The sequence below is a fragment of the Phycicoccus endophyticus genome (assembly GCF_011326735.1).
GTDB lineage: Bacteria > Actinomycetota > Actinomycetes > Actinomycetales > Dermatophilaceae > Phycicoccus > Phycicoccus endophyticus.
The window spans coordinates 1-25,729 of record NZ_JAANCN010000012.1; the positions used below are offsets into that span (position 1 = coordinate 1).

A 25,729-nucleotide genomic window follows, 5' to 3' on the forward strand; every position below is an offset into this window, starting at 1 on the left:
GGCACGCCCGAGGCGGAGGGCGCGGGGCGGGTCACCCTGACCTTCGCCCCCTCCGGCCGGTCCGTGCGCGTGCCCCCGGGGGTCTCGGTGTTCGACGCGGCGTCGTGGAACGGCATCGCGGTCGACTCCACGTGCGGGGGCCACGGGACCTGCCGCAAGTGCCGTGTGCGGCTCACCGGGCCCGCCCCGGTCACCGCCCACGACGAACGGACCTTCACCGCAGAGGAGCTCGGATCCGGCTGGCGGCTGGCCTGCCTCGTCCGGGCGACCGAGGACGTCGAGGTCGAGGTGCCACCGCTCGTCACCCGGCCGAAGGCCTCGACGGTCGGCGTCGGCCGGCAGGTCATCCTGCACCCGGCGGTGCAGAAGCGCTACGTCGAGCTGACCGAGCCGAGCCTCGCCGACCAGCGCACCGACCTCGCGCGGCTGCGCGACGCCGTCGACGACCTCGTCCTCGAACCCGACCTGTACGCGCTGCGCCGGCTTCCGGTCGTGCTGCGGCACAGCGACTTCAAGGTGACCGCCGTGGTCGTGGACGAGGCCCTCGTCGATGTCGAGCCGGGGGACACCACGGGCCGTCGGCACGCCGTCGCCGTCGACCTCGGCACGACGACCGTCGTCGCCACGCTGCTCGACCTCGGCACCGGCACTCCCGTCGCCGTCGCGTCGATGCTCAACCGGCAGCAGCCGCTCGGCGCCGACGTGATCACCCGGATCAGCGCGACGATGCTCGACCGGCGGGCCCTGGCGCGGCTCACCGAGCTCGCCCAGGAGACGCTCGTGGCGCTCGTCGAGGAGGTGTGCGCCGAGGGCGGCGTCGAGCCGGCCGAGGTCTACGAGGTGGCGCTCGCGGGCAACGCGACGATGACCGCGCTCGCGCTCGGGGTCGACCCCGAGCCCCTCGGTGTGGCCCCCTTCGTCCAGGCGAGCGCGGACTGGCCGGTCCTGCGGGCAGCCGACCTCGGCCTCGCCCTGCACCCGGGGGCCCGCGTCGTCGTCCTGCCGGCCCTCGGGGCCTACGTCGGCGGGGACATCGTCGCCGGCATGCTCGCGAGCGGCATGGACCGCGACAGCCGGGTGCGGCTCTTCGTCGACGTCGGCACCAACTGCGAGATCGCGCTGAGCGACGGCGAGCGGATCGTCACCACGGCGGCACCGGCGGGGCCGGCGTTCGAGGGTGGTGCGATCCGCTGCGGGATGCGGGCCGCCGACGGGGCGGTCGAGGTCGTCCGGCTCGACGCGACCGGCCCGGACCCGGCCACGGCGGTCTCCCTCGGGGTCATCGGCGACGTCGAGCCCCGTGGGCTGTGCGGCTCGGGCCTCGTCGACGCGGTCTCCGAGCTCGTGCGGGTCGGGCTGCTCGACGCCTCCGGGCGCTTCGTGCCCGACGAGGTCGCGGCCTCGGTCGCCCCGGCGCTCGCGGACCGGATGGCGCGGGTCGGGGACGGCGAGCGGGTCTTCGTCCTCCATCGTCCGTCCGCCGACGCGCCGGCGGCGGCGTGTGTCCACCTCTCCCAGCGCGACGTGCGCGAGCTGCAGTTCGCCAAGGCGGCCATCTCGACGGGGTGGAGCCTGTTGCTCGAGGAGCTCGGCCTGGTGGCCTCGCAGGTCCAGCAGGTGCTGCTCGCCGGGTCCTTCGGCTCCTACCTGTCACCGGCGTCGGCCGTGCGCATCGGGCTGGTGCCCGCGTTGCCCGTGCTGCGGATCGTCTCGGCGGGCAACGTCGCGGGGGAGGGCGCGAAGATGGTCCTGCTCTCGCAGCGGGAGCGCACCGGGGCCCGGGCGCTGCTCGAGGAGGTGACCTATGTCGAGCTCTCCGACCGCGCGGACTTCAACGACCGCTTCGTCGACCAGCTCGCCTTCCCCCCGTGACGCCGTGGCCCTCGGTGGGCGGGGCGCGCGTGAGCGGGTCGGGCTCGTCGCGTGCGGGGCGCTGGCGCAGCCGGCCGCGCAGGTCGCGGCCCGGCGGGGATGGCCGGTGGACGTCCACCCCCTGCCGCCGCTGCTGCACAACCGCCCGGAGCGGATCGCCGACGAGGTCGCGCGTCTCGTGAGCACGCTGCGCGACCGGGGTTACCGGGAGGTCGTCGTCGGGTACGCCGACTGCGGTACCTACGGTGCCCTCGACGCCGTGTGCGCGCGGCTCGGGGTGGCGCGGCTGCCGGGCCTGCACTGCTACGACCTGTACGCCGGGGCCGCCGCGGTGGAGACGCTCGCGGCGCAGGAGCCGGGCACCTACCTGCTCACGGACTTCCTCGTGCGTTCCTTCGAGCGCACCGTGGTCCACGAGCTCGGGCTCGACCGGTACCCGCAGCTGCGTGCGGACTACTTCGGCCACTACACGCGGGTGCTCTGGCTGGCCCAGGCGCAGGACCCGGTGGAACTGGCCGAGCTGCGCGTGCTGGCGCAGCGTGCCGCCGAGCGCACCGGCCTCCCGCTGCAGGTCAGGGTGACGGGCACCGGAGGGCTCGAGCGGGCCCTCGGGGCCCTGGTCGGCGCTGCCCGCTGAGGGTCAGCAGGGCGTGCCCGGACAGCCGGGAGGCGTCTGTCCGGACTCGAGGTCGATGCCCGCGGCCCGGGCGACCTGGCGGGCCGCCGACCCGAGGGCGCGCAGCTCCTCGGCGTCGAGGACGTCGACGACGAGCCGCCGAGCCTCGGCGACGTGGCCGGGCGCTGTCTCGCGCAGCTTGGCCATCCCGGCGTCGGTGAGCCGCGCCTCCACCCGGCGGCCCTGCCCACCAGGGCACGGGGAACGGGTGAGCCAGCCGTCGCGCTCGAGGCGGGTGACGGCGTGGGAGAGCCGGGAGAGTGAGCCGCGCGAGAGGTGGGCGAGCTCGCTGAGGGCGAGGGTGTGGCCGGGGGCCTCGGAGAGCGCCGCGAGCACGTGGTACTCGAAGGAGTTCATCCCGGCGTCCCGCTTGAGCTGGGCGTCCAGCGCCGTGGGGAGGGCCACGACGAGGGACATCAGCGAGCGCCAGTCGCGCAGCTGGTCCTGCTCGAGCCAGCGGACCTCGCCGGCGGTGGCCTCTCGTGGTGACATCGGCCCAGGGTAACGCCAACTTGAACATTCAAGCAAGATCGCCTACGGTCGTGAACGTTCAACCCCACGTCTCCGAAGGAGCCCCCATGTCCGTCCTCCGCATCGACGCCTCCATCCAGGGCGAGCGGTCCGCGAGCAGCGCGCTCGCCGACCTCGTCCTCGAGGAGCTGACGAGCCACCGCCCCGGCACCGACGTCGTCCGCCGGCACCTGGGTGCCGAGCCGCTGCCCGCGGACGCCTGGCCGCTCGCGGTCGGCGGCTCGTTCACCCCGGAGGCCGACCGAACGCCGCAGCAGCAGGAGGCCGTGGAGCTCGCCGGGACCGTCGCCGAGGAGCTGCGCAGCGCCGAGGCCGCGGTCCTCGCGCTCCCGCTGTACAACTGGGGGGTCTCCCAGCACGTCAAGGCGTGGGTCGACCTGGCCATCGCCGGCGCCGAGCCCGGCGCCCGCCTGCTCGACGGCACGCCCGTGGTCGCCCTCGTCACCCGCGGTGGCTCGTACGCGCCCGGAACCCCGAAGGAGGGCTGGGACCACAGCACCGACTACCTGCGCCGCATCCTCGTCGACGTCTGGGGTGGCGAGCTGACCCTCATCGAGCGCGAGCTGACCCTGGCGGGCGTCAACCCGGCCATGGAGGGGCTCGTCGACCTCGGCACCGACCTGCGCCGCACCGCCGAGGAGGCAGCCGTGCTCGCCGGCGCCGAGCTCGCCCGCCGGGCGGCCTGAGCCCGGGGCGCGGGGGCGCTCAGCCGTCCTGGTGCCCGCCGCGGCCCGTGGGGTGCACCCGCTCCTCACGGGCCCGGGCGAGCATGCCCTGGCGCCAGGTCTCGACGACGCCGACCTGGTTGAACGTGAAGACGTGCAGGCCGGCGATGCCCAGGGCCGGGTTGGCCGACAGTGCCGCCACCCGGCTGACGAACCGGTCGCTCGAGAACCCGGGGGCCGCGATCCGGGCGAACACCGACTTCTGCTTGCGCAGGAAGCGCAGCGACTCGCCGACCCCGATCTTCGTGGCCATCCCGAGCAGCTTCGTGCGCTCGACCGGGCCGGGTACGCCGACGAGCAGGGGCAGCTCGACGCGGCGTCGCCGCACCCGTTCGCACCACGTGCCCAGGTGCTCGGCGTCGAAGGTCATGTTGGACACGATGTGGGTCGCGTAGGCGCGCTTGTCCCACATCGCCTGCACCGTGACGTCGTCGTCGATGGTGGGGTGCGACTCGGGGTAGCCGGTGATGCCGACCTGGGTGAACGGGTGCTCCATCGTCGCCAGGTCCCGCAGCAGGTCGAGGGCGCAGTCGTAGTCCCCGGCCGGCGGGTCGGCGTCACCGCCGGGGACGAACGCCGCCGTGACCCCGGCCTCGGCCAGCCGGGCGACCACCTCCTGGAGCTCGCCGCGGCCGGTGAGCATCCGGGCCGCGAGGTGCGGCACGACCGGCCAGCCGGCTCGCGCGAGCGTGGTGGCGGTCGAGAGCGTGGCCTCCAGGCCCTTGCCCGGGGCGGCGGTGACGGTGACGGTGACCGAGGGCGGCACGTGCTCGCCGACGGCGTCGACGACGGAGGCGGTCGGCATCACCTCGTAGCGCGCCCCCTCGAGGAGCCGCACGAGCGCCACCGTGGGAAGTTCGTTGCTCATCGCGCAACCCGTCTCGTCATGCGCACCGACCGGCCCAGCGTAGGGGGCGGGCGGGGGTTGCACCAGAGGCGTCCGCCCCCTGTCCGGAGGGGGTGGCACGCTGGCCGACATGGACCAGCGCATCTCGTTCGTCACCCCGGCCGCTGCCGCGGGGGCGACGGTCGGCGCGGCGACCGACCGTGAGTGGGGCGGCTACACCGGCTACTTCGCCGACCCCGACGGCGTGCGGTGGGAGGTGGCCTGGAACCCCGGCCCGGTCGGCCGGCGGGTGGTCCCGGGCACGGTCACCGCCCCACGCCGCTGAGTGCCGGGCCTCAGAGGCCGGCGGCGCGCTGCGGGGTGGCGTGGCGGGCGTAGTAGGCGCGCAGGTTCTCCAGGAGCACGGCGCGGATGACGAGGGCCTCGGCGCTGCTCTCGCCGCTGGCCTCCTGGGTGTCGACGGCGACGAGGAGGTCCTCGATCTCCGCCGGGGTCTGGTAGTGCGCGAGGTCCTCGCGCAGGCGGCGGGTGACGGCGCGGCGCTCGCGGCGCTCGCGCAGCTCGTCCCGGACGGTGCTGATCAGGGTGGTGGTCGCCATGCCTCCAGTGTCCGCGCGGCCTTAACCATGCGTCCAATGAAATCCGGATATAGACAACATGTCCTAGAGTTATGGAATGGACACGGATGCGCTGCGCTGGTTCCAGCTCGTCGCCGACGGCTACACGGTCACCGAGGTCGGCGCGATCTTCGGGGTGAGCCAGCCGGGGGTCTCCCGCGCGCTGGCCCGGCTCGAGGGCGAGGTCGGCACCGCGCTGCTGCACCGGCACGGCCGCGTCCTGCGCATGACGCACGCCGGGACGGCGTTCAAGCGGCACGTCGACCCGCTCGTCAACCACCTCGACGACGGGCTCGCCGCGGTCGGCGAGATCGTCGACCCGGAGAGCGGCGTGGTCACCCTCGCCTACCCGCTGAGCCTCGGCAGCTGGCTCGTGCCGGCGCTCGTCGGGGCGTTCCGCCGGGAGCACCCCCGGGTCCGGGTCGCCCTGGAGCGGACCGCGGCCGGCGAGGACGGGCGGATCTCCGCGCAGCTCGCGACCCGCAGGGCCGACCTGGAGCTCACGGCGGCACGGGTCGTCGGCCAGGGCGTGGCCTGGCAGCGGATCCTGCTCGAGCCGCTGGTCCTCGCCGTCGGCACGAACCACCCGCTGGCGGGGCGGGAGAGCGTCTCCGTCGCCGAGGTCGCGGGCGAGCCGTTCGTCCTGCGGGCCCCGCCCTCGGGCATGCGCGAGCAGACCCTCGCCCTGTGCCGGGCCGCCGGGTTCGAGCCCGAGGTCGGCACCGAGGCCGAGGACCTGCCGACCATCCGGGGGTTCGTCGCCGCCGGGCTCGGCGTCTCCGTCGTGCCCGCGCAGGGCCTGCGGGTGCCGACGACCTTCGCCCGGACCCGCCTGCTCCCGCTCACCGACGACGGCGCCCACCGCGAGGTCGGTCTGGCCTGGGTGCAGGGTCGGCCGCTCCTGCCGTCGGCGGAGGCCTTCCGCCGGTTCGTCCTGCGCTCGGGGACCGACGCCCTGGAGTGAGAGAATCGTCGCAACCCCCACCCACCGGAAGGGACGCGGCATGCCGACGCAGCGCAAGGCCCGGATCCTCGCCCTGGCCAACCAGAAGGGCGGCGTCGCCAAGACGACGTCGGTCGCCTCGCTCGGCGCCGCGTTCGCCGAGGCCGGTCGCCGGGTGCTGCTGGTCGACCTCGACCCCCAGGCGTGCCTGACCTTCAGCCTGGGCGTGGACCCCGACACGGTCGAGGCCTCGGTCCACGACGTGCTCGTCGGGGGTCGCGACCTCACCGAGGTCCTCCACCGGTGCGACGACGGCGTCGACCTCGTGCCCAGCTCGATCGAGCTCGCCGGGGCCGAGGCCGTCCTGCTCGGCCGCCCGGCTCGCGAGTACGTCCTGCAGACCGCCCTGGAGCCGGTGCGGCGCGACTACGACGTCATCCTGCTCGACTGCTCCCCGAGCCTCGGGGTGCTCACCCTCAACGCCCTGACCGCGGCCCAGGGGGTGGTCGTGCCGATGCCGTGCGAGATGCTCGGCCACCGCGGTGTCGGGCAGCTGCTCGACACGGTCACCGACGTGCGCCGGATCCTCAACAGGCGGCTGCGGGTGCTCGGCATCCTCCCGACGCTCTACGACGGCCGCAGCACGCACGCCCGTGAGGTTCTCGAGGACGTCGGCGAGCGGTACGGCGTCCCCGTCCTCTCGCCGCCGATCCCGCGGACAGTCCGCTTCGCCGAGGCCCCGGCGGTGGGGCGCTCCATCCTCGCCACCTCGCGCTCGAGCAAGGGGGCCCGGGCCTACCGGGAGGTCGCGGCCGGGATGCTCGAGCAGCTCTGAGCCGCCTCAGCCCGGGACGACCGCCTCGTCCTCGGCCTCGGCCTCGGCGCGGGTCTGCTCGGCGTTGTGCTCGACGGCCTCGGTGCCGAGGCGGACGTGCTCGGCGAGCCAGTAGACCGCGGCGCTGAAGACGAGCGTCACCGGGATGGCGGTGTCGAAGTGGAGCACGCCGACGCCGCCGTCGTAGTCGCCGAGCCAGGAGATGAGCGCGAGGCCGCCCAGCCACGGCAGGTACCACGACCCGGCCCGCCAGGCCCAGTCGTAGGGCTCCTCACGGCGCTGGTGCACCACGTAGGTGATGCCGAGGATGACCACCCCGATGAGCACCGCGACGAACAGCTTGGAGTTCGTGGCCCATCCGGTCCAGTAGACGATGAGGTTGCTCGACCAGAACGCGAGGAACGGGATGACGTGCCCGCCCGGCACCCGGAAGGGCCGCTCGTGGTCGGGCAGCTGGCGACGCATGGCCGCGAGGACCAGCGGGCCCGAGCCGAAGGACAGGACGGTCGCCGAGGTGATGAACCCGACCAGCTGCTGCCAGCTCGGGAAGGGCAGGAAGAGGAAGAGACCCACGACGAACGCCACGAGCATGCTCACCAGGGGCACCCCGCGGTTCGTCGTGCGGCTCAGGGCCTGGGGGGCGTTGCCGTTGCGGGACATGGCGTAGGAGATCCGCGCGGTGACCGTGATGTAGATCAGCCCGGTGTCGGCGGGGGAGACCACGGCGTCGATGTAGAGCAGCACCGCGAGCCAGGTCAGGCCGAGGAAGGTGGCGATCGCGGCGAGCGGGCCGAAGTCGTCGGTGAAGCTGACCTTGGCCCACCCGTCGGCGAAGTCCTGGGGGCGCATGGCGCCGATGAAGGCCACCTGGAGCAGCACGTAGATGACGCCGGTCGCGACGACCGAGCCGATGACGGCGATCGGGACGTTGCGACGCGGGTTGTCGGTCTCGCCGGCGAGCTCGATGCCCTGGCGGAACCCGAGATAGCTGAAGACGATCCCGGAGGTCGCGATCGCCGTGAAGACCCCGTGCCAGCCCTGCGGCTTGAAGCCCGCCGAGGTGAAGTTGCCGGCGTGGAAGGAGGTGAGCAGGAAGGCGATGATGACGATGGTGATGATCGCGATCTTCCACCAGACCAGGACGGTGTTGATCCGCGCGAACCAGCGCACGCCGACGTAGTTGATGACGACGAAGACCGCCATGAGGACGACGGCGACGACGAGCCCCAGGCCGGTGAGGGTGTGGACCGAGGCGCCGTCGGCCACGGTGTGCTTCTCGGTGAACGGCGCGTACTTCGTCGCGTACTGCAGGGCACCCTCGACCTCGATCGGGGCCACGCTCATGCACGCCACCCAGGTGATCCACCCGGTGACGAAGCTCGCCGTGGACCCGAACGCGATGTGCGGGAAGCGGACCACCCCGCCGGAGAGCGGGAACATCGTGCCGAGCTCGGCGTAGCACAGCCCGATGAGCAGGATCATCACCCCGCCGAGCGCCCAGGAGATGATGGCGGCCGGGCCGGCGGTCTGGGCCGCGTTCATCGCCCCGAAGAGCCAGCCCGAGCCGATGATCGAGCCGACGCTCGCGAAGAGCAGCCCGACGCTGCCGACGTGCCGCTTGAGCTCGTGCGCGTCCTGGCCGGCCTCGCGGCTCGTCGCGGGTGCTGCCATGGGGGACCTCCCGGGTCGTTCGAGGAGGTACTAGTCAGTCACTCCCCAGGAGGTGGGACGCATGACATCCGTCATGGCCCTGACCTGCACGGACGTCAGCCGGCAGTGCCCTCGCCGGCGGGTCGGCCGCCCCGGGTGCGCCGGCGGTTGCGGCGCCGGCGCGGCTGGCCCGAACCCTCGCCGGAGCGCTCGGAGCGCTCGGCGCGCTCGGGGCGCCCGCCGCGCTCACCCTGCCCGCCGCGGGAGGGGCGCCCGCCCCGCCCGCCGCGCCCGGGGGACCGTCCGGTCTCACCGAGGTCCTCGAGCTCCTCGGCGGCCAGGCCCGCGCGCGTGCGCTGCGAGCGCGGCAGCCGGCCCTTGGCGCCCTCGGGGATGCCGAGCTCGGTGAACAGGTGAGGGGAGGAGGAGTAGGTCTCCTGCGGCTCGGGGATGCCGAGGTCGAGCGCCTTGTTGATCAGGGCCCAGCGGTGCAGGTCGTCCCAGTCGACGAAGGTGACCGCGACGCCGGTGTGGCCGGCCCGCCCGGTCCGCCCGGTGCGGTGCAGGTAGGTCTTCTCGTCCTCGGGGCACTGGTAGTTGACGACGTGCGTGACGTTCTCGACGTCGATGCCGCGCGCCGCGACGTCGGTGGCGACGAGGACGTCGACCTTGCCGTTGCGGAAGGCCCGCAGGGCCTGCTCGCGCGCGCCCTGGCCGAGGTCGCCGTGCAGGGGCGCCGCGGCGAAGCCCCGGTCGGCGAGGTCGTCGGCGACCTTGGCGGCCGTGCGCTTGGTGCGGGTGAAGATGATGGTCAGCCCCCGGCCCTCGGCCTGGAGCATCCGGGCGAGCATCTCGGTCTTGTCCATGGCGTGCGCGCGGTAGACGAACTGCTCGATCGCCTTGACGGTGGCGCGGTCCTCGCCGTCGTCGTCGGACATCGCCCGGATGTGCGTGGGGCGGTCCATGTACCGGCGCGCGAGGGTGACCACCGCGCCGGGCATGGTCGCCGAGAAGAGCATCGTCTGGCGCCCGGCGGGGGTCATCGCGAGGATCTTCTCGACGTCGGGCAGGAAGCCGAGGTCGAGCATCTCGTCGGCCTCGTCGAGCACGACGGCGCGGGCGTGGCCGAGGTCGAGGTGGCCCTGCTGGGCGAGGTCGATCAGCCGGCCCGGCGTACCGACGACGACCTCGACACCCCGGCGGAGCGCCTCGATCTGGGGCTCGTAGGCACGGCCGCCGTAGACGGTGAGGACGCGGATGCCCCGGCGGCGGCCGGCGCGCTCGAGGTCGCCGGAGACCTGGACGGCCAGCTCACGGGTCGGCGCGACGGCGAGCGCCTGCGGCTTGCCGGGGGCGGGGAGCCCCTCGAAACCCGGGTCGCCGGGGGCGGTGACCCGGTTGAGCACCGGAACCCCGAAACCGAGGGTCTTGCCGGTGCCGGTCTTGGCCTGGCCGATGATGTCGTGGCCGGCGAGCGCGACGGGCATCGTCATCGACTGGATGGGGAAGGGGGTGACGATACCGGCGTCGGCGAGCGCGGCGACGATGTCGGGGTGGACGGGGTAGTCGGCGAAGGTCTGCTCCGCCGGGGCCGGGGCGCTCTCGGGCGCCTCGGGGGCGGCGTCGGTGACGTCGGTCATGGGCTCTCTTCCGGTCGGCGGGCGCACCGGAGGGCGCCAGCGCGGGCTGCGGGCCGATCGGAGGTCATCAGGGGCGGACGCGGCGCGGACACCGGGCGGCCACCCGTCATACGTCACTTCACGTTGCGTGCCGACCGGGCACCGTGGACAGGCACATCCTACCGTTAGGCTCGCTCGCCATGGACCAGGACCCGGCCGGGGCCCCCGGCTACGACGCCGCGGTCGTCGACCTGCTCGGGGTGCTCGCCTACGGTGAGCTGACCGCGTTCATCCGGATGGCCGGCGACTGCGACCTCGCCCCGACCCTCGCGCTCAAGACCCGGATGGGCCACCTCGCGACGGTCGACTTCCAGCACTACGAGCAGCTCCTCGAGCACATGCGCGAGCGCGGGATCGACCCCGACGCGGCGATGGCCCCGTTCGTCGCGCCGTTCTCGGCCTTCCACGAGCGCACCCGGCCGCGGGGCTGGCTCGAGGGCCTGGTCAAGGCGTACGTCGGCGACGGGATCGCCAAGGACTTCTACAAGGAGATGTCGGCGCTCGTCGACGAGGAGACCCGCGCGGTGATGTCGGCGGCGCTCGAGGACGCCGGCCAGGCCGACTTCGTCGTCGAGATCGTCCGGGACACCATCCGCAGCGACGCGGCGGCCGCGGGGAGGCTCGCGCTGTGGGGGCGGCGGCTGCTCGGGGAGGCGCTCTCCCAGGCCCAGGTCGTCGCCGTCGAGCGGGACGCGATGTCCGCGCTGCTCGTCGGCGGGGGGCTCGACCTCGGGGAGGTGGGGCGGATGTTCAGCCGGCTCACCGAGAACCACCAGCGGCGGATGACCCGGATGGGCCTGGACGCCTGAGCACGCACGCACACCGGCCCCCCGCCGCTCGGCGGGGGGCCGGTGGGTGAGAGCGGGTCTCAGGCGGCGGTGGAGCGGCCTGCCGTGATGCGCTCGTAGCCGACGATGAGGACCGCGGCGACGATGACCGAGATGATCCAGCGCAGCCAGTCCACCCCGTCGGTGGTCTGCACTCCCAGCCAGCCGGCGATGAGCCAGCCGAGGATGGCGCCGACGATGCCGAGGACGATCGTCATGATCCACCCGATGGCCTGGCGGCCGGGGAGGACGAGTCGGGCGAGGATGCCGACGATGATGCCGGCGATGATCGAACCGATGATGGACACGGGTTCTCCTTCCCGAGGTGGGGGCACCCCGAGCGTGGTCCGTCCACGCCCCGCGCAGCGGGACGCGGGCGCCGGATGGCCCGGCACTGCTGCTGACGCTAGACCGTGTGGCAAGCCTGGTCAAACCTTCGACACGCGCGCGCCGGCCGCGTGTCGGTGCAGGTCAGCGCCGGTGAGGGTCAGATGGCCCCGAAGCCGACCTTGCCCTTCTCGGACTCACCGACCTGGACCCAGCCGAGGGCCCGCCCGGGGACGAGCACCGTGCGGCCCTTGGTGTCGGTGAGCCGCAGGACCCCGTCGGGCGAGGCGAGCGCGGCGTCGACCGCCGAGGAGACCTCGGCGGCGGGGGCGTCGGTCTCGACGGTCAGCTCGCGGGAGACGTTCTGGACACCGATGGTGACCTCCACGGGGCACGCACCTTTCGTTCTCGCGCGCGGGCAGCTGCCCGCGGCTGGATGGGTTCTCGGTCCAGGCTAACGGGGGCGGTGGCCGCCCTGTTCCGCCCGCCGGGGGCTGTTCGCCCAGGGCTCAGCCGGCGACCTTGGGGAACGAGCCGAGCCCCCGCCAGGCGAGCATGCTGATCGTCGCGGCGGCGTCCGCCTCGGGCAGCTCGCCGTCCTGGGCCAGCCAGTGCCGGGCGGCGACCTGGGCCATGCCGGCGAGGGCCGAGCCGAGCAGCAGGGCGCGCTCCTCGTCGACGCCGGTGTCGAGGGCGATGACCTCGGAGATCGCCTCGGCGCACGCCATCTCGACGGCGTCGAGCCGGCCGCGCACCTGCGGCACGCTCGTGAGGTCGGACTCGAAGACCATCCGGAAGGCGGCGTCCTCGCGGGTCACGAAGTCGAAGTAGGCGGCGACGGTCGCGCGGACGCGGACCTCGTTGTCGCCCTCGGTGCGCTCGAGGGCATGGCGCACGAGCTGCTCGAGGGTCTCGCAGTGCGTGTCGAGCAGCGCGAGGTACAGGTCGAGCTTGCCGGGGAAGTGCTGGTAGAGCACCGGCTTGGAGACCCCGGCCCGCTCGGCGATCTCGTCCATCGCGGCGGCGTGGTAGCCGGACTGGACGAAGACCGCCTGGGCGGCCTCGAGCAACTGGGCGCGACGCTCGCTGCGCGGCAGCCGCGTGCTGCGTGGGGTCGTCGTGCTGCTGCTCATCGCTCCTCCGGCGGGTGGGGTCCCGTCATCCTACGGACGGTGCGGCCGCGCGCGGCGAGCGAGCCGTCGCCCGGTGTTAGGTTCCCCGACATGGCGCGACCACCCCTGGTGCCGCCCGGGCCCGAGCTCACCCCCGCCGAGCGGACGAGGTTCGCCCGCCACCTCCTGCTGCCCGACCTCGGGCTCGAGGGGCAGCGGCGGCTGCGCAACGCCCGCGTGCTCGTCGTCGGTGCCGGCGGCCTGGGCTCGCCGGCCCTGCTCTACCTCGGGGCCGCCGGCGTCGGGACTATCGGCGTCGTCGACGACGACGTCGTCGAGACGACCAACCTCCAGCGTCAGGTGGTCCACGGCGTCGCGGACGTGGGGCGCCCCAAGGTGGACTCCGCGGCCGACGCGGTGACGGCCATCGCCCCGGACGCCACGCTCGTGCGCCACGCCGAACGGCTCGACGCGCTGACGGCGATGGAGCTGCTGGCCGACTACGACCTCGTCCTCGACGGCGCGGACAACTTCCCCACTCGCTACCTGATCGGCGACGCCTGCGCCCGCCTCGGCATCCCGCACGTCTGGGGTTCGGTGTTCCGCTTCGACGGCCAGGTGTCGGTGTGGTGGGCGGGGGAGGGGCCGTGCTACGCGTGCGTGTTCCCGCGGCAGCCGGCTCCGGAGGCCGTCCCCTCGTGCGCGGTCGGAGGCGTCCTCGGCGCGGTGTGCGCCTCGGTGGGCTCGGTCATGGCGACCGAGGCCGTCAAGCTCGTCACCGGGGTCGGCGAGCCGCTCGTCGGCCGGCTCCTGGTCCACGACGCCCTGGCCCAGACGTGGGACACCGTGCCGGTCCGGCCGGACCCGTCGTGTGCGGTCTGTGGCGCCTCGGCCGACCTCGCGCGCCCCCTCGGCTGGGCGACCGCCCGGGAGGAGGAGCGGCCTGTGCCCGCGGGTACCGGGGAGGCGCGCCCGGCGGTGGGCGTGGCCGAGCTGGCCCGGTTGCTGCGGGCCCGCCGCGAGGGCCGGGAGACGTTCGACCTCCTCGACGTCCGCGAGCCGGGCGAGCGCGACGTCGCTGCCATCCCCGGCTCGGTGCCGGGCCCCATCGCCGCGGTGCGTGCCGGCGCCCCGCTGCCGGTGGCCGCCGACCGGGTGTACGTGTACTGCAAGTCCGGGGGCCGCTCCGCCGAGGCGGTCGACGTGCTCCGCTCCCGGGGGGTGGACGCGGTGGACGTCCTCGGTGGGGTGCTCGCCTGGGCCCGAGAGGTCGACCCGTCGGTGCCGACCTACTGACGGAGGGAGACCGTGGTGGACCAGGACGTCTCGCGGTTCGTGGCGGCCCAGGACGCCGGCGGCACCTACGCCCAGGCGCTCTCCGAGCTGCGTGCGGGGCACAAGCGCTCGCACTGGATGTGGTTCGTGCTCCCACAGCTCGCCGGCCTCGGACGCAGCCCGACGGCCCGGTACTACGGGGTCGGCGGGCTCGTGGAGGCCCGCGCCTACCTGGCCCACCCCGTCCTCGGTCCACGGCTGGTCGAGTGCTGCGAGGCGTTGCTCGCCCTGGACGGCGACGACCCGGTGGCCGTCCTCGGCGGCATCGACGCGGTGAAGCTGCGCTCGTCGATGACGTTGTTCGCGCGGGCGGCCGAGGGGGTGGAGGGGGGTGACGCAGGGCCGTTCCGCCGGGTGCTCGAGCAGTACTTCGGCGGCGAGGAGGACCCGGCGACCCTGGTGCGCCTGTCGGGGTGACCCTGGCGGCGGTGTCGCCGAGCTCCTTGTGTATCGGCGGAAAAATACTGTGCAGCAGCGAAGTCCCTGTGGATTGACCTTGCGTTTCGAACGCGCGTTCGATAGGATGGGGTATGGACGCAGGGGCTCTCACCGACCGCATCGCGGTTCTGCGTTCGCAGGTCGCGGAGCTGGGTCGTGAGCTAGCCGATCGGGGCCACACGCTGTCGGTGTCGGAGGCGTTCCAGGTCGCGGGCGCGTTGCAGGGGGTGGTCAACGCGGCCGAGGGTGCGCAGGCGGTGGCGGCGGCGTGGGGAGCGCGCACGGAGACGACGATGTGGGAGTCGGGTGCGTGGGAGCGGGTGCACCCGATCGGGTTCGTCGACCCGATGGCTGCGTCGGAGACGAGCCTGGCGACCGGGGTGAGCGAGGGGTTGGCGGCGCGGACGGTGCGCCTGGGGGCCGAGACGTCCGAGCGCTTCCCGGTACTGCGCGACCTCATCCTCGACGGGTCGGTGGCGTCCTCGACGGGGCACAAGGTCCTCGACGGGTGTGTGGGGCTGGACCTTCAGGCGTGTCTGCGGGTGGATGCGCAGCTGTGCGCGCGTCTGCCGGGCATGGACCCGGCCCGGGTGACGGGCGAGACCCGCAAGGTCGCGGCTCGGGTGGCGGGCGAGCAGGTCGCCGCGCACGCCGCGAAGACCCGCACGACGCGCTGCGTGGAGATCTCCCCCGGTGAGGACGGGCTCACCGACTGGTTCGCCTGCCTGCCCACCGCGACCAGCGCGGCGATGTACGCGGCCGTGAACGAGCTCGCGGGCGAGTACCGGACGGTTGACGACACGTTGTCGGTCCCGGAGTCGCGCGCGGACGCCCTCGCCGACCTCGTGCTGCGCAACGTCACCGTGTCGGCCCAGGTCACGTTGGGCGTGCCGGTCGTCACCGACCGCCCCGCCCCCCAGCCGCAGCCGGTCCCGGTGGAGCGCTTCCGCATCGACCGGGACGACGAGGAGACCGTCATCGACGCCTACACCGGCCAGGTCACCCGCCTGGCCGACCTCGACCCCGCCTCCCGTGAGGAGCTCTGCTGGGTGGTGGAGCCCGCCGCGCCGGGTGGGGAGGTGGCCGAGGCGATGTCCCCGGCATGGTCGGGCGCCGCGGTCTCGGGCACCCAGCTGCCCCGCCTGGGGTGGGTCGATGCCGCGACCATGGCCAACCTGCTGGCAACCCTCCCCCTCGAGGTCGCCCGGGCCGTCATCGACGCGGACACCGGCACCCTCGCCTCCCACACCTCCACCGCCTACCGGCCACCGAGAGCGATCGCCGACTTCGTCACGACCCGCGACGGCACCTGCCGCATGTGGGGCTGTTCAAGACCCGCCGAGGACTGCGACCTCGACCACGTCACCCCCTGGCCCCACGGGGCCACCACCCCCACCGGGCTCGAGGCCCTCTGCCGGCGCCACCACCGCCTCAAGCACCGCGCCCGCTGGCGCCCCGTCCTCCACCCCGACGGCACCATCACCTGGCACGGCCCGCACGGCGCCACCCGCACCACCGAACCCCACCACCGCACCCGCTGACGGGTACCCGACGCGGCACCCTGCGCGCCCGGCTGCCGGGCGTCAGCCGGGCGCGCCCCCCCCAGATCCGCCGGACGGCGCGGACTTGTTCCTCGACGCCGAGCGTGGTCACGTCGAGCTCGTGGTCGACCGCCAGCGGCTCCCGCTGGTCCCGGTGCAGCCAAGCGAACTCTCGGGGGGTGAGCAGCAGCGGGCGCCCGGCCGCGCGGCGGCGTGCCTCGGTCTCGGTGACCACGAGGCGGACCACGGCGATGCCGGGGAGGATCCGCCGGTACAGCTCGAGCGTCCGTCGGGTGACCACGTCGGTGACGACGACGGCGAAGCCGGCCTGGTCGAACCGCTGGGCGAGCAGCGCCGCGTTCTCGGCTCCGAGCGCCTGCCGTGCACGCCCCTCGGAGCCCTCCCACGGTGCCGCCGCGCCGGAACGAACCAGCTGCCGGAGGTCGTCGACCTCGATGCAGGCGGCCCGGGGCAGGCCGTCCGCGAGGGCGCGTGCGGTCGTCGTCTTGCCCGCCGCCGGGCCTCCGGTCAGCAGCAGCGGGTGAGGCGGCACGGCCCCTCCGGTGCCCATCTCAGCGCGCCGGGTGGACGCTCAGCTCGGTGCCGTCCGGGTCGGCGAGGACGACGTGCCCTTCCTGCGGCGTCTGTCCGACGTCGAGGTGCTCGCCCCCGAGCTCGAGCACGTGCGCGACGGTCGCCGCCATGTCCTCGGCAGAGGTGGTCGTGACGTGCAGGTGGTAGCGGTTCGGGCCGGTCCTGGGTGCGTCCGAGTGGCGGAAGCGCAGAGGGACGCAGCGCGGGTCCTCGGGGACGAGGGTCACCGCCCCCGGGCGGTCGTGGGCCACCTGCCCACCGATGACCCCGGCCCAGAACCGGGCAAGCGCCTGCGGGTCGGCCGCATCGGTGCACAGCGCCTCGAGCAGCACGGTCATCCCTGCGCCTCCCACCGTCGGTGCCACGTCGACGCTAAGGGGGGCGCGGTGCCCCGGCAACGGGGTTTGCGTGACCGGCGGGTGGTCCCCTCCGGTCGCGCCGGTGTCGGCCGGGCGTGGTGGAATCGCGGCGTGCTCGTGCTGCGTCGCCCCTCCCGCGCGGACGAGGGCCCGCCGGCCCTCGACCCGGCGCAGCGAGCCGCCGTCACGGCCAGCGCGCCCGTCGTGCGGGTCGTCGGCGCCCCGGGCACGGGGACGAGCACGGTGGCGGTCGAGCGGGTCGTGCGCGCCGTGCAGGAGGGCCACCCGGCCGACGCCTGCCTGCTGCTGGCACCCACCCGTCGGGCCGCGGCGCGGCTGCGCGACGTCGTCACCGCCCGTGTCGGCGGGACGAGCACGACCCCCCTCGCCCGCACCCACCAGTCCTTCGGTTTCGGCCTGCTGCGCGAGGCCGCGGCCCTGGCCGGAGAGCCGGCGCCCCGCCTGCTCAGCGGCCCGGAGCAGGACGTCATCCTCCGTGAGCTGCTCGCCGGGCACGAGAGCGGGCTGACACCGGCACCGCCCTGGCCCGCGTCGGTGCGGCTGGCGCTGCCGACCCGCGGCTTCCGGGCCGAGCTGCGCGACCTGCTCATGCGCGCCCTCGAGCTCGGCCTGCGCCCGGAGGACCTCGAGGAGCTCGCCAGCACCCAGGGCCGGCCCGAGTGGGCCGCCGGGGCGGCCGTGCTGCGCGAGTACGAGGACGTCACGGCGCTCGCCACCCCCGGGGCGTGGGACCCGGCGACGATCCTCACCGCCGCCGCCGACCTCCTCGAGGAGGACGCGAGCGCGCTCGACCGGCTGCGATCGCGGCTGCGGCTCGTCGTCGTCGACGACGCCCAGGAGCTCACCCCCGCTGCGCTGCGCCTGCTGCGCGTCGTCACCGGTCCGCCGGGGCCGCCCCTCGTCCTCACCGGCGACCCCGACGCGGCGACCCAGACCTTCCGGGGCGCCGACCCGCGGCTGTTCGTCACCGCCTGGCCCGCTGCGGACGACCACCGGCTGGGCACCGGGCACCGGTGCACCGCACCGGTGGCCGCGGTCGCCGAGAGGGTCGCTGCGCACATCGGGGTCGTCGGCGACATCCGTCACCGCCGGCCCACGCCGGCCACGGGCGAGGGCGTCGTCGAGGCGCACCTGCTGCGGACGGGGGCACAGGAGTCGGCCTTCGTCGCCGGGCTGCTGCGCGAGGCGCATCTGCTCGGGCACCTGCCGTGGTCACGGATGGCGGTCGTCGTGCGCGGCGGCACCCGCACCGCCGGCCTGCGCCGTGCGCTGCGGTCCGCCGGTGTCCCCGTCGACACCTCCGCCGCCGAGCTGCCCGTCCGCGACGAGCCCGCGGTCCGGCCGTTCCTGGCACTCCTGCGCTGCGCGGTCGAGGTGCTCGACGACGTCCCCGCGCTCGACCCCGACGTCGTCGTCGACGTCCTCGGCTCACCGCTCGGCGGTGCCGACGCGGTGGGGCTGCGCCGTCTACGGCGGTCGCTGCGGCGGCTCGAGCTCGACAGCGGGGGGAGCCGCACGAGCGACGTACTGCTCGCCGAGGCCGTCCGCACGCCGGCGGCGCTCGAGCGCGTCGGCCCCGAGGCCCGGCCGGCGTGGCGCGTGCACCGCGTGCTCGCGGCGGGGGTCGAGGCGCTGCGGGACGGCCGGGGGGTCGAGGAGGTCCTGTGGGCGATGTGGAGCGCCAGCGGGCTCGCCGGGCCCTGGCGCGAGAGCGCCCTCGCCGGGGGGCCCGCGGGCCAGCGCGCCGACCGCGACCTGGACGCCGTCCTCGCCCTCTTCGACGCCGCCGCACGCTACGTCGACCGGCTTCCCGGGTCCCGGCCCGTCGACTTCCTCGACCACCTGCTCGGCCAGGAGGTCGCCGGCGACACCCTCGCCGCGCGGGGGAGCACCGAGGAGGTGGTGGCCCTGCTCACCCCGGCCGCCGCTGCCGGGCTGGAGTGGGACCTCGTCGTCGTCGCCGGGGTCCAGGACGGGGTCTGGCCCGACGTGCGGCTGCGCGGGTCGCTCCTGCACTCCACCGACCTCGTCGACGTCGTCACCGACCGCGCGGGGGGCGCGCGCGCCGCGCGTGCGCAGGTCACCCACGACGAGACCCGGCTCTTCCACGTCGCGGCGACCCGGGCTCGTCGTCGGCTCGTCGTCACCGCGGTCCGCAGCGAGGACGAGCAGCCCTCGCCCTACCTCGACGTCGTCGACCCCCGGCCCGACGCCCGGCCGTTCACCGACGTCCCGCGGCCGATGACCCTCCCCGGCCTCGTCGGCGAGCTGCGCCGGACTCTCCTCGGGCCCGACCCCGCCGCTCGGGGCGGCGCGGTCACCACGCTCGGGCGGCTCGCCCGCGCGGGGGTCCCGGGCGCCGACCCGGCCGCCTGGTGGGCGCTGCGCGCCGTCAGCGACGAGCGGCCCCGGCGCGCTCCCGACGTACCCGTGCGGGTCTCGCCCTCCACCGTCGACCGCTTCGGCCAGTGCGGTCTCCAGTGGCTCCTGCGCGCGAGCGGCGGCGACGGCCCCTCGATGGGCGCCCAGGACATCGGCACCCTGGTCCACGAGGTCGCGCACGACCTCGGCGACGTCGGCGCGGCCGAGTACGCCGCCGAGCTCGAGCGCCGGTGGGGCCGCCTGGGGCTGCCCCCGGGGTGGCTCTCCCGCCGCGACCTGGCCCGCGCGACCGCGATGACCGAGCGCCTCGCCACCTACCATCGCGAGGCCGCCGCCGCCGGTTGGCGTCGGGTGGCCTCGGAGGAGGCGATGCGCGTCGCCCTCGGCCGTGCGGTGGTCAGCGGCACCGTCGACCGGATCGAGGTCGGGCCCGACGGCGCGGTGCGCGTGGTCGACCTCAAGACCGGCACGCGCAAGCCCACCAAGGCCGAGCTGGCGCGGCACGGCCAGCTCGGCGCCTACCAGCTCGCGGTGGAGGCGGGCGCCTTCGCGGCCTACGGCTCCTCCTCCGGTGGCGCCGCCCTCCTCCAGCTCGGGCGGGCCGCCACCTCGAGCACGACGCTGCAGGTCCAGGTGCCGCTGGCGGAGGACCCCGAGGACCCGGCGTGGGCGGGCGAGCTGCTCGCCCGGACCGCGGAGGGGATGGCGGCCGCCTCCGTCCTCGCCACCCCCTCCCGGGACGTCTGCGGCACGTGCCCGGTGAAGGACTCCTGCCCGGCGCGACCCGAGGGGAGGCGCGTGTGAGCACGTCCGTCCCGCCGCCCCGGTGGTCGGCCGCCGAGCTGGCCCGGGCGCTCGGCCAGCCCCACGCGCCGACCCCGGAGCAGGCGGCCGTCATCGAGGCCCCGCTGCGGCCGCTCCTCGTCGTCGCCGGTGCCGGGTCGGGCAAGACCGAGACGATGGCCGCACGGGTCGTGTGGCTCGTGGCCAACGACCTCGTGAGCCCCGAGGAGGTCCTCGGGCTGACCTTCACCCGCAAGGCCGCCGGCGAGCTGTCCGAGCGACTGGCGGCACGGCTCGCCACGCTGCGCGAGGCGGGGTTGTGGTCCCCGCCCGCGGGGCCGGACGGTGCCGTGGTGCTCGGCGACACCCCCACGGTCTCCACCTACCACGCCTACGCCGGGCGCATCGTGCGCGAGCACGGGCTGCGCCTCGGGGTCGAGCCGGAGAGCCGGCTGCTCACCGAGGCGGCGGCCTGGCAGTTCGCGCACGAGGCGGTGGTCGCCTGGGACGGGCCGATGGACGGGGTCGACAAGGCGGAGTCGACGGTGACGACCGCCGTCGTCGACCTCGCCGCGGAGATGGCCGAGCACCTGGTCACCCCGGACGAGCTCGCCGAGCACCTCGCGGCGGTCGTCGCCGCACTCGAGGCCCTCACCGCTCCCGAGGGATCCCGCAAGCGGGCCAACCCGATGCGCGCGAGCGTCGACGCCCTCCGCCAGCGGGCCGCGGTCGTCCCGCTCGTCGAGGCCTACCACGCGCTCAAGCGCTCCCGAGACGCGATGGACTTCGCCGACCAGGTCGCGCTCGCCGCCCGGCTCGCCGCCGAGGTGCCGCAGGTGGGGGCGGCCGAGCGGCACCGGTTCCGGGCGGTCTTCCTCGACGAGTTCCAGGACACCTCCGAGGCGCAGCTGCAGCTGCTGCGCGCGCTCTTCGCCGCGCCGGGGGAGCCGGTGCCGGTGACCGCGGTCGGCGACCCGCACCAGTCGATCTACGGCTGGCGCGGCGCCTCCTCGACGACGCTCGACCGGTTCCGCTCCGACTTCGGCGACCCCCACCCGGCACCGGTGCTGCCCCTGTCGACGAGCTGGCGCAACGACCGTGCGGTCCTCACGGCCGCCAACACCCTCGCCGCCCCGCTCGCCGCCCGGGCCCGCGTCCCCGTCACACCCCTGCGCGAGCGGCCGGGTGCCGGGCCGGGGCACGTCGCGACCGCGCGGCTGGAGACCCTCGAGGACGAGGCGCGTCACGTCGTCGAGTGGGTCCGCACCCGGATGGGCCGCCCCGGGCGCCGCACGGCCGCGGTGCTGTGCCGCAAGCGCTCCCAGTTCGAGCCGGTCGTCGACGCGCTCGAGGCTGCCGGGACGCCCTACGAGGTCGTCGGCCTCGGCGGCCTGCTGCACACCCCGGAGGTGGCCGACCTCCTCGCCCTCCTGCACGTCGTGGCCGACCCCACCCGCGGCGACCGCCTCATGCGGCTGCTCACCGGCCCCGCGTGCCGGCTCGGCGCTGCCGACCTCGACGGGCTCGGCGCCTGGGCCCGCCACCGTCAGGGCGAGCGACGGCGTGGCGCCGACCTCGCACGCGACGCGAGCGAGGAGGCGAGCATCGTCGAGGCGCTCGACGAGCTGCCGCCGCCGACCTGGGCCGGCAGCGAGGGACAGCGGGTCTCCCCGCCCGCCCTCACCCGGCTCGCCGGGCTCGGTGCCACCGTGCGCCGGTTGCGGGCGGTCGGGGGCATCGGCCTGCCCGAGCTCGTCCACGAGGCCGAGGTCGCGCTCGGCCTGGACATCGAGGTCCTCGCCCGGCCCGGGTACACCCCCGGTGCCGCCCGGGCCCACCTCGACGCGTTCGCCGACGTCGCCGCCACCTTCGCCGCGAGCGCGGACCGCCCCGGCCTCGGGGGGTTCCTCGCGTGGCTCGAGGCCGCGGTCGACGAGGAGCGGGGTCTCGACCTCGGCTGGGTCGAGGCCCGCCCGGACGCCGTGCAGGTGATGACCGTGCACGCCGCCAAGGGCCTGGAGTGGGACGTCGTCGCGGTTCCCGGTCTCGTGGAGTCGGCCTTCCCCGCCCACTCGGGCTCGACGAGCCGGCCGGCCGGCCCGACGTGGACCCACTCCACGCCCACCGACCGTGCCTGGCTGAGCGGGCTGGCCGGGCTGCCGTACGACCTGCGCGGCGACCGCGCCGGGCTGCCCCGGTTCGGGTGGGCCGACCCGCTCGACTGGGAGAGCGCCGCCGGCGCCCTCGAGGCGTTCACGAGCGCGGCCGCCGAGCACGGCTTGGCCGAGGAGCGCCGGCTGGCCTACGTCGCGACCACCCGGGCCCGGCTCGACCTCCTGCTCACGGCGCACGTGTGGGGCAGCGCCGCCACCCCCCGGGTGACCTCCCGGTTCCTCGAGGAGGTGACCTCCTCCGCCGGGCCGGGTGCGGCCCCGGGCCCCTGGGTCGACCTGCCCGCCACGGACCCGCCACCGAGCAACCCCCGCACCGCCCAGGCCACCGCGGTGGCCTGGCCGACCCCGGACCACCTCGCCCGCCGCGAACGGCTCCTCGGCCCGGCCCGTGCGGTGCACGAGGCCGCGCAGGCCGGCCCCGACGACGCCTGCGGTGACGCGCCGTGGGACGCCGAGGTGGCGATGCTCCTGACGGAGCGGCAGGCGGGCACCGGCCCGGCCGACGTCCTCCTCCCGGCGCACCTGTCGACCTCGGCGCTCGTCGCCCTCGCCGAGGACGCGGAGGGCTTCACGAACGCCCTGCGGCGCCCGATGCCCCAGCCCCCGGCGCTGGCCGCCCGCCGCGGGACGGCCTTCCACGCCTGGGTCGAGCAGCACTACGCGAGCGCCGCGATCGTCGACGTCGACGCCCTGCCCGGCTCGGCCGACGAGGACGCCGGCGAGGACCTCGAGGCGCTGCGCTGCGCCTTCCTCGGCTCGGAGTGGGCCGACCGCACGCCGGTCGAGGTCGAGACGAGCGTCGAGACCGTCCTCGACGGCGTCGCCGTCCGGGGCCGCATCGACGCGGTGTTCGAGCAGCCGGGGGAGGACGGCGAGCCGGTCTGGACCGTGGTCGACTGGAAGACCGGCGCCCCGCCGAGCGGGGCCCGGGCGGCGGCTCGAGCGGTCCAGCTCGGGGCCTACCGGCTGGCCTGGGCACGGCTGCGCGGCGTGGACCCGGCTCGGGTGCGCGGGGCGTTCTTCCACGCCGCGACCGGCGAGACCAGCTGGCCGCCTCTGCCGGACGAGGCCGAGCTCAGCCGAGTCCTCGGCGCGGCTCGCTGACGTCCGGCAGCTCCTCCTCGTCGTCGTCGTCGACGACGAGCGCCGGGGGCGGGGTCGGGCGGGTCCGCACCGCGACGGGAGCGAGCGACGTGCGCCGGTAGTCGTCCTCGGCCTCGGCCGCGTGCACCGCGTCGTCGAGTCGCCGCAGCTGGGTCGAGAGCACCTCCACCGCGGGGACGTCCTTGCGGCCCAGGGCGTCCATGAGCCGGGCCAGCAGCGCGAGCTCGCTGCCGAGCCGGGCACGGACGAGCAGGTTGGGGTCCGGGCGCTCCACCCGCACGTGCGCATAGGCCTCGAGGACGGTCTCCACCGCGTCGGGGGAGGCCTCCGCGACGAGGGCGGCGAAGTCGTCGGCCGGGTCGGCCACCTTGGCGTCCTCCCACCCGGTCATCGCCTTGACCCGGCCGCTCGCGGAGTCGCGCTCGTCGCCGAACACGGCGAGGACCTCCTCACCGGTGAGGTCGCCGTGGGTCGGGGTCGCGGCGAACCGCCACAGCGCGACGTCCTCCAGGGCGCCCTCCCACCGGGTGAGCAGCGCGGTCGGCACCCGGCCGGTCTCCGCCGCCCGGTCGAGCTCGGCGAGCCGGCGGGTGCGGTAGGCGTCGGCGTCGTAGGTCGGCAGGCCGGCCTCCTCGAAGAGGGCCGGGTCGAGGTTGTGGACGGCGCCGAGGGCCCGGCCGAGCTCGGCGGCGAGCCCCGGGCCGGCGGGCAGCGACGCGAGCTCGAGCGGGTGCCCCGGCAGGTAGGGGTAGACGGCGGCCCGCCCGCAGCCCTCGACCGCGACGAACCCCTTGGGTGCCGGGACCGCGAAGGGCAGCCGCCTCGCGAGGAGGGCCAGGAGGGCGACGCTGCGGTCCATCTCGGCGCCGGCCATCTCGGTGCGCGGCGCCCGGACCACCCAGCGGCGGTGCTCGTCGTCCTCGACGAACGCGATGTCGAAGGACTGCCCCGGCAGGCTGGGCGGCGCCTCCACGCTCACCGGGTCCAGGCCAGGGACGGCCGCGCTGGCCAGGGCGGCGAGGAAGGAGGGGCTGCGGTCCACGCCCCCACGGTAGGCGCTCGGGGCGGCCTAGGCTGGGAGCCGTGGCCCGAGCCGACCATTCTCTTGCCCCGGTCGCCCTGACCCGGCGCCCCCTCGACCGACACGGTGAGCTGCGCGGCGACCCCGCCCTCCTCACCGACCGGCTCGCCGACCCCGCGACCCGGGTTCTCCACCTGCGGGGCGACACCGCGCCGGTGACCGAGGGGCCCGAGGGGACGACACGGGTGCGCCTGCGGGCGCCGACGGCGACCGACGCCGACCATCTCGTGGTCTACCTCGGTGAGGCCGACGGGACCCACTACCTCGGCGTCGTCGAGGACCTGCCCGAGGGCGCCGAGCCCGCACCCGAGGAGCGCACCCTGCGCCAGGTCGGTGCCAGCCTCGACGACGTCGGCGCGGCCCTGTTCGTCACGACCCTCGCCCTGGCCAACTGGCACCGCACGCACCGGTTCTGCCCGCGGTGCGGGGGGCGGACGGTGCCCGTGCTCGCCGGCTGGGTCCGCCGCTGCCCGGCCGACGGCAGCGACCACTACCCACGCACCGACGTCGCGGTCATCATGGCCGTCGTCGACGACGACGACCGCCTGCTCCTGGCCCGCGGTCGCGGGTTCCGCAGCGGTGGGATGTCGGTGCTCGCCGGGTTCGTCGAGCCGGGGGAGACGCTCGCGGCGGCCGTGGTGCGCGAGGTGGGGGAGGAGGTCGGGGTGGAGGTCGAGGAGGTGACCTACCTCGGCGACCAGCCCTGGCCGTTCCCGTCCTCGCTCATGGTGGGCTTCCGTGCCCGGGCACGCTCGACGGCGCTGCGCCTGCAGGAGGACGAGATCGCGGCGGCACGGTGGTTCACCCGGGACGAGCTGGCGGCGGCGGTCGCCGACGGCTCGCTCGTCATACCGGGCCGGGTCTCCATCGCCCGCCGGCTGCTCGAGCACTGGTACGGCGGGCGGCTGCAGGCCCCGGACGTCTCGACGATGCGCTGAGCGCCGCTCAGCCCAGCCGCTCGCGCACCTCGGCGAGCGAGGGGTTGGTGGCGTGCGTGCCGTCGGGGAAGAGGACGGTGGGAACCGTGCGGTCGCCGCGGTTGGCGAGCACGACGAAGTCCGCGCCGTCGGGCCGGCGGTCGATGTCGACCTCGGTGAACGGGATGCCGGCGCGCTCCAGGCCCGACCTGAGCCGGGCGCAGAACCCGCACCACGAGGTGGAGAACATCGTCACCGAACCGGCCGGGGGTGGGGTGGGGTCGCTCATACCGGGACCAACAGCGCGTGGGCGCCCGGCCTTCCCACCCGGGCGGGCGAGCCGTCGTCGGGGTCTCGAC

25 protein-coding genes are annotated in these 25,729 nt (G+C 75.3%); 13 read left to right on the forward strand and 12 right to left on the reverse strand.

Annotated elements, in window-relative coordinates; translation table 11 throughout:
- A partial coding sequence (locus G8D98_RS12430; protein WP_205859777.1) for an ASKHA domain-containing protein occupies positions 1–1,872 on the forward strand: 1,872 nt, incomplete at its 5' end.
- 4 nt (positions 1,873–1,876) lie between these two features.
- Positions 1,877–2,509, forward strand: coding sequence for a DUF1638 domain-containing protein (locus G8D98_RS12435; RefSeq protein ID WP_229661791.1), 633 nt, complete (start codon positions 1,877–1,879; stop codon positions 2,507–2,509).
- A 3-nt stretch (positions 2,510–2,512) separates the two neighbouring features.
- Here G8D98_RS12435 and G8D98_RS12440 read toward each other — a convergent pair whose 3' ends face one another.
- The gene (locus tag G8D98_RS12440) at positions 2,513–3,040 is read right to left on the reverse strand and encodes a MarR family winged helix-turn-helix transcriptional regulator (protein ID WP_166103814.1); all 528 of its coding nucleotides are present in this window, start codon (positions 3,038–3,040) and stop codon (positions 2,513–2,515) included.
- Positions 3,041–3,126: 86 nt separating this feature from the next.
- Here G8D98_RS12440 and G8D98_RS12445 point away from each other — a divergent pair, with 86 nt between their 5' ends.
- Positions 3,127–3,765, forward strand: a complete 639-nt coding sequence (locus G8D98_RS12445; protein WP_166103816.1) for an FMN-dependent NADH-azoreductase — start codon at positions 3,127–3,129, stop codon at positions 3,763–3,765.
- A 19-nt stretch (positions 3,766–3,784) separates the two neighbouring features.
- Here the strand turns inward: G8D98_RS12445 and G8D98_RS12450 are convergent, their stop codons facing one another.
- Positions 3,785–4,672 (reverse strand): methylenetetrahydrofolate reductase, encoded by an 888-nt coding sequence (locus G8D98_RS12450; RefSeq protein WP_166103819.1) that lies wholly within the window; start codon positions 4,670–4,672, stop codon positions 3,785–3,787.
- Between the two features lie 109 nt (positions 4,673–4,781).
- Here G8D98_RS12450 and G8D98_RS12455 point away from each other — a divergent pair, with 109 nt between their 5' ends.
- A complete protein-coding gene (locus G8D98_RS12455) occupies positions 4,782–4,976 on the forward strand; it encodes a hypothetical protein (protein ID WP_166103809.1) in 195 nt (64 codons plus the stop codon).
- Between the two features lie 10 nt (positions 4,977–4,986).
- Here the strand turns inward: G8D98_RS12455 and G8D98_RS12460 are convergent, their stop codons facing one another.
- Positions 4,987–5,250: a hypothetical protein gene (locus G8D98_RS12460; RefSeq protein WP_166103822.1), complete on the reverse strand. Its 264-nt coding sequence runs from the start codon at positions 5,248–5,250 to the stop codon at positions 4,987–4,989.
- A 76-nt stretch (positions 5,251–5,326) separates the two neighbouring features.
- Here G8D98_RS12460 and G8D98_RS12465 point away from each other — a divergent pair, with 76 nt between their 5' ends.
- A complete protein-coding gene (locus G8D98_RS12465) occupies positions 5,327–6,232 on the forward strand; it encodes a LysR family transcriptional regulator (protein WP_166103825.1) in 906 nt (301 codons plus the stop codon).
- Positions 6,233–6,272: 40 nt separating this feature from the next.
- The gene (locus tag G8D98_RS12470; RefSeq protein WP_166103828.1) at positions 6,273–7,046 is read left to right on the forward strand and encodes a ParA family protein; all 774 of its coding nucleotides are present in this window, start codon (positions 6,273–6,275) and stop codon (positions 7,044–7,046) included.
- A 6-nt stretch (positions 7,047–7,052) separates the two neighbouring features.
- On the opposite strand, the gene G8D98_RS12475 is transcribed toward G8D98_RS12470, so the two are convergent.
- Both G8D98_RS12475 and G8D98_RS12480 read right to left on the reverse strand, forming a co-directional pair.
- Positions 7,053–8,717: an APC family permease gene (locus G8D98_RS12475; protein WP_166103831.1), complete on the reverse strand. Its 1,665-nt coding sequence runs from the start codon at positions 8,715–8,717 to the stop codon at positions 7,053–7,055.
- A 95-nt stretch (positions 8,718–8,812) separates the two neighbouring features.
- A complete protein-coding gene (locus G8D98_RS12480) occupies positions 8,813–10,336 on the reverse strand; it encodes a DEAD/DEAH box helicase (RefSeq protein WP_166103833.1) in 1,524 nt (507 codons plus the stop codon).
- Positions 10,337–10,515: 179 nt separating this feature from the next.
- Between G8D98_RS12480 and G8D98_RS12485 the strand changes: the two genes are divergently transcribed.
- Positions 10,516–11,184, forward strand: a complete 669-nt coding sequence (locus G8D98_RS12485) for a ferritin-like fold-containing protein (RefSeq protein WP_166103837.1) — start codon at positions 10,516–10,518, stop codon at positions 11,182–11,184.
- A gap of 59 nt (positions 11,185–11,243) precedes the next feature.
- On the opposite strand, the gene G8D98_RS12490 is transcribed toward G8D98_RS12485, so the two are convergent.
- The 3 genes from G8D98_RS12490 to G8D98_RS12500 form a co-directional block, all read right to left on the reverse strand.
- Positions 11,244–11,510: a GlsB/YeaQ/YmgE family stress response membrane protein gene (locus G8D98_RS12490; RefSeq protein WP_166103839.1), complete on the reverse strand. Its 267-nt coding sequence runs from the start codon at positions 11,508–11,510 to the stop codon at positions 11,244–11,246.
- A 179-nt stretch (positions 11,511–11,689) separates the two neighbouring features.
- Entirely contained in the window at positions 11,690–11,917 is a 228-nt protein-coding gene (locus G8D98_RS12495; RefSeq protein WP_166103841.1) for a DUF3107 domain-containing protein, read from the reverse strand.
- Positions 11,918–12,038: 121 nt separating this feature from the next.
- A complete protein-coding gene (locus tag G8D98_RS12500; protein WP_166103844.1) occupies positions 12,039–12,662 on the reverse strand; it encodes a TetR/AcrR family transcriptional regulator in 624 nt (207 codons plus the stop codon).
- A 90-nt stretch (positions 12,663–12,752) separates the two neighbouring features.
- On the opposite strand from G8D98_RS12500, the gene moeB reads away from it, so the two are divergent.
- The 3 genes from moeB to G8D98_RS12515 all read left to right on the forward strand — a co-directional run bounded on the left by moeB (position 12,753) and on the right by G8D98_RS12515 (position 15,955).
- Positions 12,753–13,937, forward strand: a complete 1,185-nt coding sequence (gene moeB, locus G8D98_RS12505) for a molybdopterin-synthase adenylyltransferase MoeB (protein ID WP_166103845.1) — start codon at positions 12,753–12,755, stop codon at positions 13,935–13,937.
- Positions 13,938–13,949: 12 nt separating this feature from the next.
- Positions 13,950–14,393, forward strand: a complete 444-nt coding sequence (locus G8D98_RS12510; protein WP_166103848.1) for a DUF1810 domain-containing protein — start codon at positions 13,950–13,952, stop codon at positions 14,391–14,393.
- Between the two features lie 113 nt (positions 14,394–14,506).
- A complete protein-coding gene (locus G8D98_RS12515; protein ID WP_166103851.1) occupies positions 14,507–15,955 on the forward strand; it encodes an HNH endonuclease signature motif containing protein in 1,449 nt (482 codons plus the stop codon).
- Here G8D98_RS12515 and G8D98_RS12520 read toward each other — a convergent pair.
- Together G8D98_RS12520 and G8D98_RS12525 are read right to left on the reverse strand one after the other, a co-directional pair.
- The gene (locus tag G8D98_RS12520; protein WP_166103854.1) at positions 15,894–16,508 is read right to left on the reverse strand and encodes a phosphotransferase-like protein; all 615 of its coding nucleotides are present in this window, start codon (positions 16,506–16,508) and stop codon (positions 15,894–15,896) included. The genes G8D98_RS12515 and G8D98_RS12520 overlap by 62 nt on opposite strands.
- Before the next feature lie 19 nt (positions 16,509–16,527).
- Positions 16,528–16,887 carry a VOC family protein gene (locus G8D98_RS12525; RefSeq protein WP_166103857.1) on the reverse strand — a complete coding sequence of 120 codons (360 nt, stop codon included), beginning with the start codon at positions 16,885–16,887 and terminating at the stop codon, positions 16,528–16,530.
- A gap of 132 nt (positions 16,888–17,019) precedes the next feature.
- On the opposite strand from G8D98_RS12525, the gene G8D98_RS12530 reads away from it, so the two are divergent.
- Complete coding sequence (locus tag G8D98_RS12530; protein ID WP_229661790.1) at positions 17,020–20,115, forward strand: ATP-dependent helicase; 3,096 nt, start codon at positions 17,020–17,022, stop codon at positions 20,113–20,115.
- The gene (locus G8D98_RS12535; protein ID WP_166103860.1) at positions 20,112–23,372 is read left to right on the forward strand and encodes an ATP-dependent helicase; all 3,261 of its coding nucleotides are present in this window, start codon (positions 20,112–20,114) and stop codon (positions 23,370–23,372) included. Before G8D98_RS12530 ends, G8D98_RS12535 begins: the two co-directional genes overlap by 4 nt.
- On the opposite strand, the gene G8D98_RS12540 is transcribed toward G8D98_RS12535, so the two are convergent.
- Positions 23,344–24,414 (reverse strand): phosphotransferase, encoded by a 1,071-nt coding sequence (locus G8D98_RS12540; RefSeq protein WP_166103863.1) that lies wholly within the window; start codon positions 24,412–24,414, stop codon positions 23,344–23,346. The two genes, G8D98_RS12535 and G8D98_RS12540, sit on opposite strands and share 29 nt — an antisense overlap.
- A 41-nt stretch (positions 24,415–24,455) precedes the next feature.
- On the opposite strand from G8D98_RS12540, the gene nudC reads away from it, so the two are divergent.
- Positions 24,456–25,391, forward strand: coding sequence for an NAD(+) diphosphatase (nudC, locus tag G8D98_RS12545; RefSeq protein WP_166103866.1), 936 nt, complete (start codon positions 24,456–24,458; stop codon positions 25,389–25,391).
- 7 nt (positions 25,392–25,398) lie between these two features.
- On the opposite strand, the gene G8D98_RS12550 is transcribed toward nudC, so the two are convergent.
- Positions 25,399–25,659, reverse strand: a complete 261-nt coding sequence (locus G8D98_RS12550; RefSeq protein ID WP_166103869.1) for a glutaredoxin domain-containing protein — start codon at positions 25,657–25,659, stop codon at positions 25,399–25,401.
- Between the last annotated feature and the right edge of the window lie 70 nt (positions 25,660–25,729).

Bases quoted from the DNA above. Each gene is read 5' to 3' on its own strand.
- moeB (WP_166103845.1), top strand. From the start codon at position 12,753: ATGGCGCGACCACCCCTGGTGCCGCCCGGGCCCGAGCTCACCCCCGCC.
- G8D98_RS12500 (WP_166103844.1), bottom strand. From the start codon at position 12,662: ATGAGCAGCAGCACGACGACCCCACGCAGCACGCGGCTGCCGCGCAGC.
- G8D98_RS12485 (WP_166103837.1), top strand. From the start codon at position 10,516: ATGGACCAGGACCCGGCCGGGGCCCCCGGCTACGACGCCGCGGTCGTC.
- G8D98_RS12450 (WP_166103819.1), bottom strand. From the start codon at position 4,672: ATGAGCAACGAACTTCCCACGGTGGCGCTCGTGCGGCTCCTCGAGGGG.
- G8D98_RS12460 (WP_166103822.1), bottom strand. From the start codon at position 5,250: ATGGCGACCACCACCCTGATCAGCACCGTCCGGGACGAGCTGCGCGAG.
- G8D98_RS12445 (WP_166103816.1), top strand. From the start codon at position 3,127: ATGTCCGTCCTCCGCATCGACGCCTCCATCCAGGGCGAGCGGTCCGCG.
- G8D98_RS12475 (WP_166103831.1), bottom strand. From the start codon at position 8,717: ATGGCAGCACCCGCGACGAGCCGCGAGGCCGGCCAGGACGCGCACGAG.
- G8D98_RS12525 (WP_166103857.1), bottom strand. From the start codon at position 16,887: ATGACCGTGCTGCTCGAGGCGCTGTGCACCGATGCGGCCGACCCGCAG.
- G8D98_RS12455 (WP_166103809.1), top strand. From the start codon at position 4,782: ATGGACCAGCGCATCTCGTTCGTCACCCCGGCCGCTGCCGCGGGGGCG.
- G8D98_RS12465 (WP_166103825.1), top strand. From the start codon at position 5,327: ATGGACACGGATGCGCTGCGCTGGTTCCAGCTCGTCGCCGACGGCTAC.
- G8D98_RS12440 (WP_166103814.1), bottom strand. From the start codon at position 3,040: ATGTCACCACGAGAGGCCACCGCCGGCGAGGTCCGCTGGCTCGAGCAG.
- G8D98_RS12480 (WP_166103833.1), bottom strand. From the start codon at position 10,336: ATGACCGACGTCACCGACGCCGCCCCCGAGGCGCCCGAGAGCGCCCCG.
- G8D98_RS12550 (WP_166103869.1), bottom strand. From the start codon at position 25,659: ATGAGCGACCCCACCCCACCCCCGGCCGGTTCGGTGACGATGTTCTCC.
- G8D98_RS12470 (WP_166103828.1), top strand. From the start codon at position 6,273: ATGCCGACGCAGCGCAAGGCCCGGATCCTCGCCCTGGCCAACCAGAAG.
- G8D98_RS12515 (WP_166103851.1), top strand. From the start codon at position 14,507: ATGGACGCAGGGGCTCTCACCGACCGCATCGCGGTTCTGCGTTCGCAG.